Annotated in this window: 18 protein-coding genes and 1 pseudogene; 3 read left to right on the top strand and 16 right to left on the bottom strand. The window is 44.5% G+C overall.

Translation table 11 applies throughout. The features are described 5' to 3' along the window. Positions 1 to 36: 36 nt before the first annotated feature. From Y696_RS09325 to Y696_RS09290, 9 genes are all read right to left on the bottom strand, one after another. Positions 37 to 1,332 (bottom strand): hypothetical protein, encoded by a 1,296-nt coding sequence (locus Y696_RS09325; RefSeq protein ID WP_006488096.1) that lies wholly within the window; start codon positions 1,330 to 1,332, stop codon positions 37 to 39. Beyond that, positions 1,320 to 1,943: a DUF6305 family protein gene (locus tag Y696_RS09320; protein ID WP_259459910.1), complete on the bottom strand. Its 624-nt coding sequence runs from the start codon at positions 1,941 to 1,943 to the stop codon at positions 1,320 to 1,322. The genes Y696_RS09325 and Y696_RS09320 overlap by 13 nt, the downstream gene beginning before the upstream one ends. A 351-nt stretch (positions 1,944 to 2,294) precedes the next feature. After that, on the bottom strand, positions 2,295 to 3,890 hold the full coding sequence (locus Y696_RS09315) for a dipeptidase (RefSeq protein ID WP_183084206.1): 1,596 nt from the start codon (positions 3,888 to 3,890) through the stop codon (positions 2,295 to 2,297). 58 nt (positions 3,891 to 3,948) lie between these two features. Next, on the bottom strand, positions 3,949 to 5,514 hold the full coding sequence (locus Y696_RS09310) for a dipeptidase (protein ID WP_006488104.1): 1,566 nt from the start codon (positions 5,512 to 5,514) through the stop codon (positions 3,949 to 3,951). 44 nt (positions 5,515 to 5,558) lie between these two features. Beyond that, the gene (locus Y696_RS09305; protein WP_121510345.1) at positions 5,559 to 6,725 is read right to left on the bottom strand and encodes a succinylglutamate desuccinylase/aspartoacylase family protein; all 1,167 of its coding nucleotides are present in this window, start codon (positions 6,723 to 6,725) and stop codon (positions 5,559 to 5,561) included. A gap of 11 nt (positions 6,726 to 6,736) precedes the next feature. After that, positions 6,737 to 6,901, bottom strand: a complete 165-nt coding sequence (locus tag Y696_RS14055; RefSeq protein WP_014731404.1) for a hypothetical protein — start codon at positions 6,899 to 6,901, stop codon at positions 6,737 to 6,739. Between the two features lie 27 nt (positions 6,902 to 6,928). After that, the gene (locus Y696_RS09300) at positions 6,929 to 8,221 is read right to left on the bottom strand and encodes a C4-dicarboxylate ABC transporter (protein WP_121510344.1); all 1,293 of its coding nucleotides are present in this window, start codon (positions 8,219 to 8,221) and stop codon (positions 6,929 to 6,931) included. Between the two features lie 62 nt (positions 8,222 to 8,283). Beyond that, on the bottom strand, positions 8,284 to 8,871 hold the full coding sequence (locus Y696_RS09295) for a DUF6305 family protein (RefSeq protein WP_121510343.1): 588 nt from the start codon (positions 8,869 to 8,871) through the stop codon (positions 8,284 to 8,286). A 588-nt stretch (positions 8,872 to 9,459) separates the two neighbouring features. After that, positions 9,460 to 10,260, bottom strand: a complete 801-nt coding sequence (locus Y696_RS09290; RefSeq protein WP_121510342.1) for a hypothetical protein — start codon at positions 10,258 to 10,260, stop codon at positions 9,460 to 9,462. An 85-nt stretch (positions 10,261 to 10,345) separates the two neighbouring features. On the opposite strand from Y696_RS09290, the gene Y696_RS09285 reads away from it, so the two are divergent. Together Y696_RS09285 and Y696_RS14315 are read left to right on the top strand one after the other, a co-directional pair. After that, entirely contained in the window at positions 10,346 to 10,534 is a 189-nt protein-coding gene (locus tag Y696_RS09285; protein WP_121510341.1) for a hypothetical protein, read from the top strand. A gap of 5 nt (positions 10,535 to 10,539) precedes the next feature. Further along, positions 10,540 to 10,812, top strand: coding sequence for a hypothetical protein (locus tag Y696_RS14315; RefSeq protein ID WP_259459907.1), 273 nt, complete (start codon positions 10,540 to 10,542; stop codon positions 10,810 to 10,812). 24 nt (positions 10,813 to 10,836) lie between these two features. Here the strand turns inward: Y696_RS14315 and Y696_RS09275 are convergent, their stop codons facing one another. The 6 genes and pseudogenes from Y696_RS09275 to Y696_RS09240 all read right to left on the bottom strand — a co-directional run bounded on the left by Y696_RS09275 (position 10,837) and on the right by Y696_RS09240 (position 15,441). Further along, positions 10,837 to 11,775, bottom strand: a complete 939-nt coding sequence (locus tag Y696_RS09275) for a PHB depolymerase family esterase (RefSeq protein ID WP_121510340.1) — start codon at positions 11,773 to 11,775, stop codon at positions 10,837 to 10,839. 71 nt (positions 11,776 to 11,846) lie between these two features. Beyond that, positions 11,847 to 12,572 (bottom strand): hypothetical protein, encoded by a 726-nt coding sequence (locus tag Y696_RS09270; RefSeq protein WP_121510339.1) that lies wholly within the window; start codon positions 12,570 to 12,572, stop codon positions 11,847 to 11,849. Continuing rightward, positions 12,569 to 13,387, bottom strand: coding sequence for a patatin-like phospholipase family protein (locus Y696_RS09265; RefSeq protein WP_121510338.1), 819 nt, complete (start codon positions 13,385 to 13,387; stop codon positions 12,569 to 12,571). Before Y696_RS09265 ends, Y696_RS09270 begins: the two co-directional genes overlap by 4 nt. 206 nt (positions 13,388 to 13,593) lie before the next feature. Then, entirely contained in the window at positions 13,594 to 14,010 is a 417-nt protein-coding gene (locus Y696_RS09260) for an FAD-dependent oxidoreductase (protein ID WP_183084205.1), read from the bottom strand. A 129-nt stretch (positions 14,011 to 14,139) separates the two neighbouring features. Further along, positions 14,140 to 14,616, bottom strand: a pseudogene (locus Y696_RS14420) (hypothetical protein). 291 nt (positions 14,617 to 14,907) lie between these two features. Next, positions 14,908 to 15,441, bottom strand: a complete 534-nt coding sequence (locus Y696_RS09240) for a DUF4127 family protein (protein WP_121510334.1) — start codon at positions 15,439 to 15,441, stop codon at positions 14,908 to 14,910. Between the two features lie 519 nt (positions 15,442 to 15,960). On the opposite strand from Y696_RS09240, the gene Y696_RS09235 reads away from it, so the two are divergent. Next, positions 15,961 to 16,494, top strand: a complete 534-nt coding sequence (locus Y696_RS09235; RefSeq protein WP_259459906.1) for a hypothetical protein — start codon at positions 15,961 to 15,963, stop codon at positions 16,492 to 16,494. A gap of 3 nt (positions 16,495 to 16,497) precedes the next feature. Here the strand turns inward: Y696_RS09235 and Y696_RS09230 are convergent, their stop codons facing one another. Beyond that, the gene (locus tag Y696_RS09230; RefSeq protein WP_121510357.1) at positions 16,498 to 17,142 is read right to left on the bottom strand and encodes an MgtC/SapB family protein; all 645 of its coding nucleotides are present in this window, start codon (positions 17,140 to 17,142) and stop codon (positions 16,498 to 16,500) included. Between the last annotated feature and the right edge of the window lie 101 nt (positions 17,143 to 17,243).

Below are 17,243 nucleotides of genomic sequence, written 5' to 3'. Positions count from 1 at the left end.
GGGGATTAACCCCAGTTTAAGGTCGCTAGACCTTATCTATTTTCCTAACGTAATCAACCAGATGTCTTTTTTACCCTTGTTGCTTTCCAGGTCTCCGTCAGATGACGTTGAACAACCACATAAAATGTACTTTTCACCGTAATTGACACCCGAAAGAATGAAATCGTCAGCCGAGCCACCTACCGACAACGATTCGACAAGCTCACCGTTTTCATTAACAACGATTATCCACCCATCTGTCATCCCGAGCGGATCTTCAATGTCAATATCCTGCGAAGTTGTATGACCTGCAACAAGAAAGTGACCGTTCCCGAATGGCTGAACCACTCGTGCGACATCCGCGAATGTTCCTCCATAGTTCTTCGCCCAAATTTCTTGCCCAGCTCTGTCCACTGTTACAATGTAGAAGTCTTTTCCTCCGAGTCCGCCGGAAAACATAGACACTCCAGCATCCTGTTCACCGACTATAAGGATTTTGTCTCCAGATGCAAGTACATCGTAACCGTCTTCAAGATACATGCCTCCAAAACCGTAATAAGAAGAAATGCCTTCAGCATCAATAACGGCAAGAGCTGCCTGCTCATTCACATAGTTACAGCTGACACCTACATCTTTATATGCGGTGTATCCCGTAATCAAAATATCTCCCTTTTCAGTTACGAACAGCTTTCTTGCAAGATCCTCGTTGTTGTTTCCTCCATCGATAACCCATTGCTTCAAAAGTTGGCCGGATGACGAAATCTCGACTATCCAGAAATCTTCGCCCCATACATGTCCTTCGATGTCTCCATCGGGCGACCTTGTGTAGCCAGCCACGAGAATATTTCCTGAAGGGCTTTCCACTACGTCATAAGCATGATCCTGGCTGCTTCCCCCGAAGGTTTTCTCCCAGAGGAGCTTCCCTGTGGACGAGAGCTTGATAACCCAAAAATCGCCAAGCCTATCGCTTTCAGAAACATCACCATCAGATGATTCCGTCAATCCGGTAACTACTATTTCTCCGTCGGATGTTTCGAGAACCGCTTCGGCAATGTCACGCCCGCTTCCTCCATATGTCTTTGACCATATTATGCGTAACCTCTCATCTAACTTAAGAATCAGGAAATCCTCTTCTCCTTTAGAACTTCCAAGCTCCCCAGTCGAAGAAGTCGTGTAGCCTACCAGTATTAATGTTCCGTCGTTCAACACTAAAACGTCGTTTGCTACATCGTCACCTTCGCCCCCAAAAGCAAGTGAGTTTTCCAACTGAATCTGAGATAGTGCGAATGCGCCAATCAAAATCATCGTAATCAAGAGAACTCTCTTCATATTTCCTCCAATCAATCGCAGCATCTGCCGCCCCCAAAGTCCCTTTCGAAAATCGAAACGAGGTCTACAACCACGGGTAACTCAACAACTATAGGAGTCTCTCCTTCCAAGAAAGACAGATACTCTCCAACTGGCCTTTCAGCTACAATCAGAACATCTAGATACTGCACCAATCTTTGAGCAAATTCCTGCTTCAGTGGATCATCTCCCGATCCTTCAACATCTATATCGATTACCATCACTAATCCATTTGAAGACTTCACTGAGGAAGCAAGCTCTTCAATTCTCTCTATGTCTGCTCTCGACTCTGGCAAAGAACTCCCGGCAATTATCACAAGTGTGCGGTAAGGTGTCCCTGAAACATAAAATGGATGGAAAGATTCTCCTGAAAGCTCTTCTTCAATCCTGAATCCGGCGCCTTCACACAGATCTTCGATACTTGCACCCGGTGAATAATCACGTGCAACTTGAAGACTATCACAGAAATAGTTTATGTTTTGAAGCTCTATGCTCTCACCCCAAACTGTAAAAAGCACTGGATCTTCAATTACGGGGAGCGGTTCGATAGACAGCGAGCAAAGAACTGAACTCGCAATAAGAATCAAAAAGATCGTAGCAATTTTCAAAAGTGACATCCCCAAGCAATAAACTCTGTAGATACTAAAAAATCAACATAAGTAAGGTTCGAGAACTTTCTATATTCATTATAGCAAAGGGTCCCAAGAATATGCCTCCTTCCTTCAATCGATACACAAGTGTTAAATAGGAGGAAAAAGCTCCAGTTAGCTTCGGAAAGACTCAAACCCTTTCAGGGATTCGAAAATCAATCCAGGAAGAGTAGGTTTTATCTTTCGAATATGCAACGCATTGAGAATTAGCTGATTTGAGCACACTTGCACTCACTGGATGTTTTTCGCGGATCACTCCATCTATAGCTTTAAAAAAGGGCGGAATAATATCCGCCCTTACAAATAAACGATCAGTATCTATCTTGCAGTTGTATCTCCATAACCAACAGCTTCGAGCCACCACGTCGGATAACCCACAGTCTTACCATCAACATACCCATCGTTCAGGGTGTAAATTAGCTCATCGGCCAGCTTCCACCATCTATCGACAACTCTGTTTGCTAGCCCGTTGCCGTAATTAGTAATGAAATCGATAGCCGCTTCGGGATTCTCTGCATAGAGATCCAGCGCAACCTTTTCGATCAGCGGCTGATTTGCGAGGAACTCAGTCTCAAACTTCGTGTATTCCTCTTTGATTATCTCTATTGCGACATTATATCTCAGATCGGCTAGGTTTGACACGTGGTTGAATGCCCACCAAGCAGAGCTTCTGTCGAAGAAATCCCTTGCTCCTTGACTGAACGACTCGGGAACACTGGTCGCACCTGCGTAGAATGGAATATAAACTGTCGAGTGAGGTGCATCCTCTCCGAACCACACAACTCCACCGATCGCATCTGGCATCCAGTTTCTTGCCTGCCCAACTATGACATATGAGCATCTGAACATAGATATAGCTCTCTCCCAACCGTCATAGTTTATGCCTTCCGGTCTAGCACTGGCAGGGGTAGCATACCTATTGGGATTACCAAAAGGACCTGCGGCAAGGCCAACAGTGAGATCGAATTCGGTTCCTTCATAATGGTCACGCTTAATCATCATAAGATCCTGCGCAGACACTTTCTTATCTGGCTTGACAGACAACGGATATCTTTCTGCCCATGGATCGAGCTCTAGAGACGGGGCAAGAAGGTCCAGAACCCTCCATTCACGTCTCGTGTTATAAAAGGCATTCTTTGGCCCGTAAGCTGCATAGAAAAGGAATGGTTCCTGTCCGTCCCACAGCTCGAGTTCCAGTGCCGTTGAGTATACATTGGGTGATGCCATGAAATAATCTGTGTTCTCAAGATCGATTTCGCCAATTCTAGATCTATTTGCATGGACAAGGACGTGGTCATCGGGAATTCTCTGCGCAACCCATACTGCTCCGGGTTCTTCGCTTCCAGGAGACCAGAAAGGACCGGGGCCACAGATCTCAAACAACCAGGCTTCGTCTCCATCAATTACTGTAAGCCCCTCGCCGCCGTCACCATAACCATATTTCTCAGCAAGTTCACCCATTATCTGAATGACTTCTCTGGCTGTCTTTCCTCTCTGCAAACCCAGCACCTGGAGCTGCTCGATTGTCATCCAACCCTGGGAGTTTCTGAGCGCTCTTTCTCCACTCCAGGTTGTTTCTCCGATAATTACCTGATGTTCGTTCATAAACGGGTAGCCGGTGTGGAAGTAGGTGTAAGTTTCGGGAACCTGTGGAATCTCTCCAACATACTGAACCGTTCTACCTGGAATACCCGCCTGGCACAAACCCTTGTAGATACTTACCGTCTCGCCTTCTTCATGTACTCCACCGGGAATCACCTGTAACCTGGCATCGTAACTGCCGTCGCAAGTATGTGTCACCATAGTAGAACCATCGACAGATGCGTCTTTTCCGACAAGTATCGAAGTACATGCCATTGCTGTTACTCCATAACCGACAATGAGGACTAGCATAACAATAAGTGCACGTCTCATTTCTTTCACTCCCCTTTCAAAGTAATGGACCGGCATCAACCGGCCCAAAGTCAATTACTTAGTCTATCTTAGTTAACAAGACCTCTGAAAGATCATACCAGAGTTCTTCTGCTTCTCTCATCTTTCTCGCCGTGTAGGATGAGAGGAGTCTAAGAACAAGCTCGGGATTATCTTCGTAAAGGGTCATTGCCATTTCATCAAGATCCTTCTGTTCTTCGAACATCTCCGTTTGGAAAGGTACTCTTACTTCCTCTATCAAAGGCATAAGAGCCCCAAGCCTCTGATTAGAGATCTTATCGACAAGATCAAAGGCCCAATAAGAGCAGCTCCTGTCAAGCTCATCCCTGTTTAAGGTCACCCAAGACTCCGGGAGCGTATTGGGAAGAGTCCCTACATAAACGGGAATCCAGGCTCCCTTTCTCGGGTTGTCAAGTCCGAACCAGAGAAGTCCGCCTATCTTGTCGGGCATCCAGTCCCTTGCCTGCGAAACAAAATAGTACGAACAACCGTTCTTTGCTATTGTTCTTGTGTAAGGAATGCCAAGAAGATTTCTCATAGGAGTGTTGGGCTCAGAACTTGCCAGCGGACTCTTAACCATCTCGCCTCCACTTTCATAGTACCATGCCTCGTTATCGCCCATGTCGTAAGGTGTACCTTCGGAAACGTCCCTATAAAGCTCAATTATGTCGTACACGGATACCTTCTCATCCGGCTTAACTGAGAATGGATATTCCCATGTGTTGTCCAACGACCAGTTCCCCGAAGGATTGAGAACAGAGAAGACTCTCCAGAGTCTGTCGCTCTTCTTCCCCTCAATGTCTCCAAATATGTACTTCCAGACAAAGGGTTCTCCACTGGCCGGATCATACAGGCCAAGATCCGTTGCCACCTGAACATAGTCTTCACTGATCATGAAGTCCCCTGCAGATACGTTCGGGGGCCTGTTTGTCTCAAGATCGATCTCACCAATCATGCTGTAATTCACGACGGTAGTAATATGATCGTCGGGCACGCGCTGGGCAGCCCAAACAGCGCCAGGTCCCATACCTGGTTCCCATAGGGGACCGGTCCCGTAAACTTCGAAGACCCAAACTTCGTTCGGATCGGAAATTGTAATGCATTCGCCTAACCAGCACGATTCTCGGTAACCATACTCTTCTGCAAGAGCGCCTATAAGTTTTATAGCGTCTCTGGCGTTAGTTGTTCTCTGTAGAGCGAAGATCTCCAGCTGTTCGATTGTCATTATCGCCTTATCGCTGTTGGCAGTCTCTCTGGCTCCACCAAGTGTCGTCTCTCCTATTATCAGCTGGTGTTCATTTGCCATAGGATAAGCAACGTTGAAGTACTGGTAGGTATGTGCTACCTGTGGAATCTCTCCAAGCTTCACCAGATCCATTCGATCGGCGTAGACTATCCACTCATAAACTGGGGCCATAGCTCCCTCTTCGTGATCCATAGCCGGTACGACAACCAGTCTGGAGTCATAACGACCATCACATGTATGAGATGTGATAACGGAACCATCTACAGTGGCTTGTTTTGCCGCTAAGATATCCGTACATGCTACAGCACTCACATAGAACAGTGAGACTATCAGTATTGCAGTCAATAACAGTTTCTTCACCCTCACTCCCCTCCTTTGTGATTATCAATCACAAATGTTCTTGGTTACTCGTAATAAATGTCCTGTGTTCTAGCTTTTGAAGGATCATGGAAATAATAGCCTGTTCCATTGCTTACTACCTCGTCATACCTTGGAACTCCTTCGATCACAACCTCCTTTCCAGGATTGAAATCACCCCATAGTTCAATAACCATAAGAGTTGAAGAACAGTGTCTGCCAACCCTTACGTCGATCGGCCAACCATTTTCGTCAATTTTCTCGTAGAGCAAACCGAACTTACCTGCCGTCATAACGAATTCATCCTTACCCGTTAAGAGAAGAGCCTCATCGGTGATTCCCCTGACTCTGTCAAGAAAAGGTTCCGGCGTTTCAAACAACAGAGATATGGCGTAGGAATGGTCACCGACCTCTCTGTGAGAAAGTCCGTGCAGGCTAGGAGGTGAGAACTCCATACCAATTCTGAATTCAGTTGAGGTAAGTATCATTGAAGCCAGTCCGGCAATATCGGCCGCCTTTTGATGGGCAACTATAGTGCTTATAACAGGGTACTCCAGCTCGGCTTCGTGTAAATCGATAAATATGTCTACATTCTCTTCTCTTATCAAGTTCATAAAGGCGTAGTTTGTCTGTTCGGTGATCATCCCATTTTCTCTTCCGGGCCACGTTCTGTTGAAATTACGAATATCCATATAAGCCAGGAGTTGACCACTAGGATAGTGAACATACGCTTCGGGATCCGGCCATGAGTCAAGCGGGTTGGACCATCGATCTCCCATCCTGAACTTGCTCTCTCCCCATGGAGTCTCTATTGTGTAGTACATAGGATATGCATCCCCAGGTCTGGTAACCCTTGAAGCGCTCTGATTAGCTGTAATAACAACTATGAGTCTTCCCTTGGTAAGTTTCGCGTTTTCGACGAAGATCTTGGCAGCCAGATTCGTTGCGGGTTCCTCGGGATGCGACCTGCCTATCAACATAGCCGTCCCACCCGGTACACCGCTATCAATTATGTAGATGTTCGTATCGTTTATCGTTCCTTTCAACGGAGCGAAGTAGTCACCTAACTTTTTGACTTCAGTGACTCCCGATCCAACAACGACGGGTTCCTTGAAATTCCTGTGATTGTAGAACTCTACACCGGAAATAATTAGGGCAATTCCAACTAAAACACATGATACTATTTTGACTATCGCCAGATTTCTGTCAGTCATCGCAGCACCCCCTACTTGATTCTCAAAAGTCGCAGGATGAACGGCATGAGCATGACAGAAAACAGGATTGCTTCTTGGAAATTCTTCGTCTTCACCAAGCTTCTAGCTATAACAAAGATGATAAAAGCCGTTATCAAGTAGTAGCAGACACTGATTATCGTGTACAAAATAGCCATCAAAAACACTTCCTTTCACTCATGACATCACCCGCCAACTAAAAAGGAGAGTTCATTACTGAAAATCAGGAACAAAGTAGCAATTAGAAGAATGAACCCCATCGGTATGAGCGAAGTCTTCAAGAAATCCCTGTAATAATGGCCTTTGAACTTCAGTTCCATCACTGTCGCTCTTCCAACAACCGCCGTGGGAGGAAGGATATCTCCCACAGGCCACATAACAGCCATTGCAGAGAGTGCAATTATGGCATCCATTCCCTTCATGTTGAAAAGAAGAATTAAGGGCACTCCTAGAAGCGGTGCAACCGCGTATTGGAGTAATCCCTCTGACACTGGAAGAATAAGCCACAGCGCTGCAAATAAAACCCACATGGGCAACGTTACTACCGCAAGAGAGATCAATCCCCTTGCGCCGCTCAAAGCCATAATCTGAATCAGGATACCTACAACGATCATGATGCCTACAAGAGGGATCAATGTATTGATGGTATCCGATGCGATTCTAAGGATCTCTAGCTTCTTTGGGCTAAGTATAATTGCAAATATTGATGCGACAACGAACATGAACGGAAGTCCCAGAGTGGGGATTGAGTGGGGCCAAATCCTTCCGGCCATTATCAGGAAAATGAGAACAACAAATGGCATTCCTACCCTTATCCAGTTCATCTTAGCAGGTGGTTCAGGAAGCTCTTTCAGAGCTTCATCAAGCTCTACTTTCTTACCCTTTCCCCCAAGGAAGAACATTGCAAATAGAGAACCGGCTAGCGACAATACCAGCAGTGGGATGAAGAAACCCACGTAAGGCATGTTAGATCCGGCCGCAGCCATCATTGCCCAGAGGTTTACTGGCGGTGCAGCGGCACTCATCGCAGCGCAAACAAAGATTATCGCCGCCACCCGCTTCTCAGATATTCCCATATAGGTGAGGACCGTTCCCACCAGTGTACCAACCGTGAGAACTGTGGTGGCACCCGATCCAGTAAGGGCCCCAGGAATCAACAACAGCAAAGTAAGAAAGAAAAGACACAGTACTCTGCTCTTGTGAAAGGCCGTGACAATACCTCTTACAAGAAAAGCGACTCCACCGGACTCTTTAATCAGGTTCATGAAAAACGTTGCGGTAATAAAGATAAGACAGACATCAAGATAAGTGAAGGAGCCTTCCACAAGATGACGTACCGGAATCGCTCCACCCGAGTGGACAATAGCGGCTGCAAGCGCGGCAACAAGCATCGACAGTTCGACACTTAGCTTAAGTGCCTTTGCAACTCCAAACGATACTGCTATAACGAAAAGTATCAGACCAGCATGGAAGTACACCAGGACACTCCCCCTTTAGAATCGACCTAAAGGTCGACAGATAAGAAGATCATTGTTATGCTCTACTCTTGGAATAGTTTTTTGAGAGCCGGCCCGATTTCCAAGGATTCTTTCACCTTTACAAGAGGAATTCCAGTCTCATTCGAAAAGTTTGTGAAGAATCCATCTGAATCGCTGTCTTCTATTACGAGAATCAAATCAGATTTAGGCATCACTGTGTTTATTGACTTCTCGTCAGTAGAATCTACACGGCGCGCCATTCCCTCAATGTGTGCACCGATAATCGTCATTCCGAGTTCTTTAGCCTTGGAAATAAGAGCTTCAACCCTTTTCACCTCGAAATTCATATCAATACCGGCAGCTCCCATTCCTTTGAGACTCGTTCCTGTGGTTATGACCAATGTCTTTGGAGCATTTTCTCCTGCCGCCATCTCGGCAAGCTGTTCGGCAGTCAAGAGATCTTCCTGAACACAGGCAATTTGATTTCTGACACAGACCAGTCTGAACATCAAAGCACCCGGGCTCTGACCCAGAGTAGTGACAACCATTGGAGGCTGGACAACAGGCATCTCAATCTCTTCCGAGAAGAGCATGGTGCAAGGAACAGCTAGAATGAGCAGTAAAAGAAATCCCAAAGCTATCTTTCTCATAAAACACCCTCCTTTATTAACCAATAAACAGGCTTATAGACCCATTTTCAATTGTCTACAGTAAATAATGCTGATGATAACTTAGTTCAAATGCTTCTCTTGCAGACTGCCGAAGGAATAAGATATAAATTGTGAAATAAGTACGTAATCCTTATTGTTTACAAATTCATTCTACCATCTACTATGTTTCTGACAAACTATTGTCTGCCGACATGGTACCCGATAGGATCCAACTATTGGCAATTATCAACTCATAGTTGATTGAGATGCGATTGATTGAGTGCCCCTATTCATCAATTAATTCTTTGCTTTCATTTCCTTTCGATTCAGTTAACTTCATTGGCTTTCATCAAGTCTTCTTCTCCACATTCTTTGTCTATGCGTGTTACGATGGAGACTGCAAATCTCTCTCGGCAGGCATTTGATAAAAAGATGGAAGACCTAAGAAGGTTATGAATATATGTCCCTGAAGCCAAACGGGTAGAAGGACCTCAGAAACACCAAAAGATACTACGACTCTAAGAAGAAATATGTTGAGGTCAGATTTTGAAAAAGAAGAACGAACTTGGACAACTCAAGCTTACATGATTATCTAAGGGCACATGTGTTCATATTCACGTTCTGGACTATTATTAGGCCTGTTGAGTACATTATCATGAAGAGAAGAAAATAGACGCCAAGTGGAATCAATACTCTTAGAAAACGGTTCGACGTTCTTCCGTTTAGTTTTACGATAAGGGTGTTCACTGCGAGTATGATTACTACAACAACTATATACTCCATACCAAAAAGAAAGAACGGCAAGTCGTTGATCTGATTTACGCTGAAATAAGCTTGGCCAACGTTTTCCCAGAACGGCCAGGGAGTGAAGATAAGGTGACTAACAAGATATATAGCCCACGTGCCTAGGACAACGGGGAGGCTTTTTGAAGTTTTCAGATGGTATTTCGAAAACAGATACGCTCCCATCACCACCCCTGAAAGATGAACTAAATCATACATCACTTGAAGCAAGTACACGTGGTCGGAGAGGTTTAGCGTCGAGAGCGCCGCAACAAAAGAAATTCCCATGGTAGCCATCGCTCCCTGTTTAGCCCACTCAAGGTCAAAAAGCAAACCCAGCCAACCGATCAAGAAGACGAGATAACAAAGATATATCAAGTTGTGAAGATTGTTCGTAGACAAGTAAGTGATCTCATTATCTGGGGAGAGCGAATACTGCATGTCGGTAATGTCAAGATCGAAGTGCTGACTAGGACCGCTGTAGCCACAGTCGCGCCACTCGTACAGCCATCCATCCCAGGTGAGGTAGAAGAACATGATTAAGATCCACAATACCATGAAGAAGATTCCCAGCCTTCTCTCGAATAAATCCTTGTTAAGCCTCATATAAGTCTCCCATCTACGTAACTGAAGATAATCCCGATTTTATCATGCTACTATCCTTATTAGCTTTCGCTCCGGGGGTGATGTTTTGTCTCTCGTCTGGATAGATGTGGACAATTTGAATATTAGACCCCTGCTTCTTCTTGAAAAGCACAACGTTAGTCATCTTGTAAGAGAGTTCAAAGGCGTCGGTAGACTGCCATTTGCCGCTACTGATAGAGGAGCCTCATTGGTGTGTGCAGTTCAGCCAATGAGGAGTTTAAGACGCCTAAAATAAAAAGCATGCGAGAAAGAAGTCGGAATCTCTTCGTTGTCAATGGCCTAATCAAGGACATTCTCTTCGAAGACGCATTCGGTGATGTTCTCATTTCCGGTCATGTCTTTGGGGATTTCGTTAACGAGTTTAGCGAAATGCTCAGAGTTGTCGAGAACGACGGCACTATGCTTCTCTTTCCAACGAAATGTAACTCTGCTAACAATATACACAGGTCTCTTACGGGAAAGGGATTTGAACGCATAAGGTTTGAACAACCGGGAGCCGGCTTTGTTAGGTGAGATCTACCTAAAGCGAACAAAGCATCAATCTAGATGCTTGTCTTTCATAAACTCCCATATCAACTCACTTGCCTTGATGTTCGCCTGTGAAGAGCTGCTGAGAGCATCTATTCCCTTCTCTCTTCCAGGCCAGGTATGATCTCCATCGGTTATCGCGTAGAAATGAACTAGACTTCTCTCGTCTTCTCCAGTGTATTCTCTGAGTAAAACCAAACCGTTCTCGAGTGATTTCTCGCTCATATTGACTGCGCCCATTTTCTCCGCCCAAAGTTTCACAGACTCCTCTATCGAGGGAAAATAGATACCATTTGCTTCAGAACTACTGGAAAAACCGCCATCAAAAGGAATAATAGGATCTTTCATACCGTGAAACACTATGAGCGGAATGGCGGTATCTGGAGGTTCTATCATTACAACGCTGTCCTCACTGGCTCCGCCGGCTGGAGAAGATGAAACAATCGCACAGGCAGCGAAGAGATCGGGGTAACTTGACATGAGCCTGTATACGAGCATCCCTCCGTTGGAAAGTCCAATGAGATAGACTCTCTTTTCGTCAATGGGATAAACACTTTCTAATCTTCCAAGGAGCTCCGCTATGTATGAGACATCATCGACATCATTTTCCATTGCGTAACCACAACAGAAACCTGAATTCCAGCTCAAAAGAACGCTGTTCAATGTTCCGGTTCCCTCGGGATACACGGTAATAAACCCTTCTCTGTCTCCCACTTCAGTCATTCCGTACGTATTCTTTGTGTAGTTACTGTTGCCAAAAAGACCGTGAAATACCAGCACTACAGGTAGCTTATCATCTTGAATCATCGGAGGCAGGTGAACAATACTCTGTCTTATTCTGCCATCGTGTTCAATCGTCACGATCTCATCTATTCCTTTCTTTGTTCCATTGATGAAATAGAAACTCATAGCCAGAAGAGTCCCGATCACCACCATCGTCTTGAGCAATTAGAATTCCTCCATTCGAAGCCGCTTGTCTCAGCATTCCACACAATCTATATTATCATCATTCGCTCAAACTAAACTGACCTTCGAACTTTATCTAGATAGTCAAATACGTTGTCTGAATGAACCCTGGTCTTAACTCTAACTGAAGCGCAACTGGAATTAGCGAGAATCATTTTTGCATAATTTAGTGATCGGATCTCCATGGCGCGGAAAATTATTTCTGAAGCTGTACTTGGTTTGTCAGTAGAAAGATTCCTTAGATTCAGAATTACAATATCACCTTCTGAAAGGAACGAAACAGGAATTTGGCTTAGATAAGTCGTAGTAACATAAACATCATTGTAAGGAGCGAAAAGTCCCGGGATGGAAATACAGGCGGCTGCAACTTCTCTCATATCATCGCGGATGAGCTCAACCTTCCTAGTTTCAAGATTGAACACTTCAGCACTAAGCTCTGTCTCCCCCGCAATTCCATCGAGATAAGAATCCCTTGCGGCTATCCCGTAGATATGGTTACTCTTGGACCAAATGCAGCAGTGGCGAATTCGTTCTAATTTGCCGCTCACTATCTTTTTTGAAGAAAGTGCGCCACTATCCATCACTTCCAACGTGACGAAAAACTCATCCACAAACTTTGAAAGCCTATACAAGGCTTCCTTCTTGCCCATTGCTCTCTCAACCGCTACATAATAGCCCGCCAGTCCGTTCAAAACCATTCTGCTTTCGCTCTCGAAATCTCCAAGGTACTCGATAGAGGCAAGTCCCTGAAAACCATAACCACCAAAATGTATCTTCACTGGCTTGCTCCAATTAGATCGAACTTCAATGTTTCTTCATAAGATTCATTCATGAGTTCAATACATGATGAGAAGTCAAGCAAACCAATATTCCTTTTGTTCAATGGTGAAATGACAACATCGGCAAGAGCCAGTTCCTTCCTTTGAAACTCTTCGACTTTGTACACATCGATTATTTCCAGTATCGAATTTGAAGTATCGATCCCAACCTTTCTATTATTTGAAGAAAGATCCACGGCCAACACTAGAGTACAGCCCTCTTCCTTAGCTATGCTGACAGGAATATTATTCACAATCCCTCCATCAGCAAGAGAGAAGCCTTTGTGACTAAAAGGCGAGATAATTCCAGGAATTGCCATGGAAGCTCTAAGCGCTTCGAAAATACTTCCTTCTTCATGAACGAATAACTCGCCTGAATCCATTATGGTTGAAACGCACTTGAAGGGAATTCTTGTGTCAGAGAATCTGTACCCTTTCAGACGCTTCTTGAGCGCGTTTAAGTACAATCCAAAAGGCAGCGCTTTAAAAGTGTTTATGTGAAAACAAGTGGCTGCATTGAATAACAAGCCTCTATTTTCTCTTGCAGCTGAATTTGCAAAGCGAAGCAGCTTTTTACCCTTCCTACAGATTTCAAGAGAGATCTCCCAAAGCCTCTTCGAATCTGAGAGTAAAGCATACCCGGCCCCTACAAGTGCGCCGGCACTTACCCCTATGATCAGATCCGGCACAAAACCCTTTTCTTCTAGCGCTCGAATAACTCCGACGTGAGCAAAACCTTTTGCCCCACCTCCACCAAGAACTAGCGCCTTAATCATCTAAACACCTCGAAATAATGTCCCTGCGGTCCCTATTCTTATAGATGAAACGCAATCTGAAGAAATCCCTTCAGTAATAATCGTGAGGATCTGATTCTTAAGATTCCCACTAGTTGCATGATTCTTCCTTTGACTGATTTTACCCGAGCATGCCACAACCGCAGTCTTTATATAGTACCGCCGATGTCCACTCCTAGAGCTTTCATCTACTTACTTCTTAAATTGACACTTGGCACAAGCAGCGAAATCTGTTTCATAAACCCTCCTGCGGAGATTAATTTTACCGGAATCGAGCGAAACGCGAGCACGACTCCAGCCTTTTTGAGTTTCTCCAGATAGATCATCTTCAAAATCTCCAAATCGAATGAACCCCTCAGAAGTCCACCACGCCTGTGAAGACCGTAAAGCACTTCTTTGAAAATCCGCGAGACAAACGACTCATTCCCAAGCCAGAATCTTATGAAGGGACTGCAAAGACCGGCGGTTGAAAGATCTCCAACAGAACCGTTCCTTTCTACAAGCAGAACATCAAGGCCTCTTCTTGGTGCGGCAATGGCGGCAAGGATTCCCGCAATTCCTGCACCCATGACAATCAGGTCTTTACCTGCAAGTTTCAAGATCATCACTCTCTCTGAAATCACTGTTCTTCTTAAATGTTTCCAGGCAATCATTGAATCTCTTGGTGATGAGCTGAGGTCTAGTGATTACACTCCCTAGAGAAACTGAAAAAGCTTCTGCCTCAAACGCCATGATCATCCGGTTTGGCTCCAAGTAGTTCCCTTCGGCATCACCGGGTAGTCGAATTCTTTCACAAGCATAGAGACAAGGTCAATATCTGGCTTAAGTCTTTGTGAAGTATCTGTGGTGTACGCTGAAAGGGTTGTCGTAATCTTGTCCGGCATGAGCCTATCGACCACACGTACATTTTCCACATTAGAAATGTCTGCCATTATCAGTCTATCCGGAAAGAATCTTCTCACTTTTCGAAAATCATGTGAACAGGCTCTGGCCTATCTCTTAGAGTACAGTCAATCGCTACCGCATCTGCTCCGGATTGAAGGACATCGATTGCATCTTCCGATGTAATGGTAATACACGGGGAAACTTTCACTTTGCCTCTTGATCAGACCAACTAAAAGGATCTCAAATTTGGCCTTTATCTCTCTTATGTCCTCAACTCCATTTGCTCTAATCGCAGAAGCTCCGCCCATTATTGCCGACTGTGCCATTCTGGTCATGATTCCAGTTCCCTGTAGTGGTTCATTTTCGAGCGCCTGACAGGAGACGTTGATTCTTCCTTTAATCATACTTAAGAACTCTCTTTTTAGCGGCACTACATTAGATCCTTTCTTTCTCTTAATGAAATACCGATTTCGAAGATTCTGTGCCTGGGAAAGAAGACTCTTTCTATTTTTCGAAATCAAGATCCATAGAACTCTTCACTCTTTCGCAGTAGCTTCCCATTTTCTCAATCACAAAATCCTCTATCCATTTCTCCAAAGGAATAAGATTCACTGGATTCAAACCGCTCTTTCCAACTGAGACTTGAGAATCTTCCTTATTTTCGACTTATATGCCCAATGTTCAAGGAAGATAATTATCTGAAGGTGCTTCATCTTCACTTTGTCTAGGGACAAGAAATTTTTCATTACTAGAAGTTGAACTACTGAATGTGCACTGACAGTACCAATGGTGTTACCGGCCGTATTCCATCCCGAATAATTCGTTGAATTCCAGTCAAAATTATGAATTTCCATAATTGCTTCTATGATCTTGTTTTCGGAACCATTTGAATACTTGACATCTGCAATGACTGTAACTTCACTCACAAACCTCTTGAGGAGAGTGAAAACTCTTTCGAAGGAAGTTGACTTCCCTTGATTCCCCGGTTGATCCTCTGCATTCATCATGTCGGTGGGGTTATTCACAATTAGCGGTATCTCATCGCTTCCTTTCTCTAACACTCCTCCGACGGCCTCACAAAGGAGAAGAAAGTAATCCCTTGTGCATAAACGTTCATCTACTGGTAGAAAAACGACTCTTTTAGAAAACATTACACACCATTTCCCCCAAAAAACTATTTACACTTTTTGCAGGAAGCAAGTTCTTAAGAAATAGAGTTTTACCATAATGAAGAAATACAAAAAATCACCCACGGTATTGCGGGTAGCTCAGACAACTACACCCTAAACTTTCACAAACCTTCCCAGAGAATTAGTTTCTATTAGAGCGCTCCAAGGGATAAATCATTTTTAGATGGCAATTCGAAACAAAGTGATATAAATGACTTGTGATTAGATTATGGAAAAACCGCTAAATAGGTTCTACATCATCAAATCGTATCGCCCATTCAAATAGACCAGATAACTGCCCCATGAAAAGAAATAAGGTCTTTCTCCTTTCGGAATCTTGTACTGATTGCAGGTGGTTTCAACAACTGAAACGCAAATCCCGGAAATATAGCGATTCGTCTTCTTTGACCACGATCGTCGTAAGAATATAATTGTCACGTCCAAATCATACCTTATTCTATTCTTACATTATCTTTGCAAGATCTCAGGGGAGGCGATTTAATGAAACGGATAGTTGTTTTCTTGTTAGTTGCTGTGTCTATCTTTGTCATTTCCGGATGCTACTTGGTGCTAAACTGTGTTGATTTCGAGGGATCAACCGTTGGGACAAAGTACCACAATGGCGATACCCTGTTTGAGCAGACAACTCGAATGGATATGAAGCCATTCGTATGGTCAAATGGCACACCGACTTCCAATGGTGTGATGACTGTTACCAACGGCGGGTTGGCAGGTCATTCAGGGAAGGACGTTAACCTGAACAACATCACCGTTTCCTTCAAGTTCCCGGTAAAACCATCCGCTCTGATTCTCTACTACGGTGAATATGGAGGCAACATCAATGTCGAGATAAACGGCATTCTCGAAAACGTCCAGGACTTCTCAGACATCGACGGTAAGGTAATCGGCGGGGTCACCGTAACCCTTACAAGCGTGAGCGGTCCTAAAGGAGTACTCAATCTCCAGGGAAGGATAACGTCTTTTTCGATAGGAGGTCAGGAACTCTGGATAGACCATATCTGTCCAAGAAAATAAAAGTCATCGAAGCTCTGCGCTCTTGACACCCTTCAGTGTGGAAAGACCCACCATAATGTTTTTTACCTTTATGGCATCTCCTTTGCTCACCTCAACTAAGAGACTAAGGACTTCATCGTCCTCTTCAATTTCCATTGACTCAACCGTCAATCCATTGTCCTTGAACCATTCGGATACCTTTCTAGACGTTTCTTGACTGTTTTCAGCAACTATCAAAACTTTGGGAAGATTTCTCCCTCCGATAAACAACTCAATCCTTTTAAGGAAAAGAACTATAAGCAACGCGAAGACCGTCACTACTACCGAGAGCAAGTATTCCCCGCTGCCGAAACCCATCCCGACAGCAGCCGTTACCCAGAGTGTGGCGGCCGTGGTCAAGCCTTTGACGGAAAAACCTTTCTTCAGGATTGTTCCAGCTCCTAGGAATCCTATGCCCGAGACAATCTGTGCCGCTACTCTTCCCGGATCACCATGCTCGGCGGTGACAAAGACAGTTGTGGAGAGGACAGTTATAAAGGCGGCTCCAACACATATCAAAGAGTGAGTTCTGAGACCGGCAGGTTTATAGATCCTTTCCCTTGTGGCACCTATAAGCGCTCCTGCAACGAGAGCACAAAACAATCTTAAGGACAAATCCAGATACTCCACCAAACCTCAACCTCCCTTAAGTTAAGATTATAACCTTTCCTAATTGGTAATGGGTCGCCTAAGTCCGCCACTTTTTTCAGTGATGTCATCATTAGAATAAA

This window comes from Mesotoga sp. H07pep.5.4, from assembly GCF_003664935.1.
GTDB classification, from domain to species: Bacteria; Thermotogota; Thermotogae; order Petrotogales; family Kosmotogaceae; genus Mesotoga; species Mesotoga prima.
Note: the sequence above shows the minus strand (reverse complement) of the source record. Positions and strands in the feature narration are given on the sequence as shown.

What these genes read in the sequence shown, in the direction of transcription:
- Y696_RS09240 (WP_121510334.1), bottom strand. Translation starts at nt 15,441, where the DNA reads ATGTTTTCTAAAAGAGTCGTTTTTCTACCAGTAGATGAACGTTTATGC.
- Y696_RS09315 (WP_183084206.1), bottom strand. Translation starts at nt 3,890, where the DNA reads ATGAGACGTGCACTTATTGTTATGCTAGTCCTCATTGTCGGTTATGGA.
- Y696_RS09325 (WP_006488096.1), bottom strand. Translation starts at nt 1,332, where the DNA reads ATGCTGCGATTGATTGGAGGAAATATGAAGAGAGTTCTCTTGATTACG.
- Y696_RS09295 (WP_121510343.1), bottom strand. Translation starts at nt 8,871, where the DNA reads ATGAGAAAGATAGCTTTGGGATTTCTTTTACTGCTCATTCTAGCTGTT.
- Y696_RS14315 (WP_259459907.1), top strand. Translation starts at nt 10,540, where the DNA reads ATGCGAGAAAGAAGTCGGAATCTCTTCGTTGTCAATGGCCTAATCAAG.
- Y696_RS09260 (WP_183084205.1), bottom strand. Translation starts at nt 14,010, where the DNA reads ATGATCTTGAAACTTGCAGGTAAAGACCTGATTGTCATGGGTGCAGGA.
- Y696_RS09235 (WP_259459906.1), top strand. Translation starts at nt 15,961, where the DNA reads ATGAAACGGATAGTTGTTTTCTTGTTAGTTGCTGTGTCTATCTTTGTC.
- Y696_RS09305 (WP_121510345.1), bottom strand. Translation starts at nt 6,725, where the DNA reads ATGACTGACAGAAATCTGGCGATAGTCAAAATAGTATCATGTGTTTTA.
- Y696_RS09265 (WP_121510338.1), bottom strand. Translation starts at nt 13,387, where the DNA reads ATGATTAAGGCGCTAGTTCTTGGTGGAGGTGGGGCAAAAGGTTTTGCT.
- Y696_RS14055 (WP_014731404.1), bottom strand. Translation starts at nt 6,901, where the DNA reads ATGGCTATTTTGTACACGATAATCAGTGTCTGCTACTACTTGATAACG.
- Y696_RS09290 (WP_121510342.1), bottom strand. Translation starts at nt 10,260, where the DNA reads ATGAGGCTTAACAAGGATTTATTCGAGAGAAGGCTGGGAATCTTCTTC.
- Y696_RS09320 (WP_259459910.1), bottom strand. Translation starts at nt 1,943, where the DNA reads ATGTCACTTTTGAAAATTGCTACGATCTTTTTGATTCTTATTGCGAGT.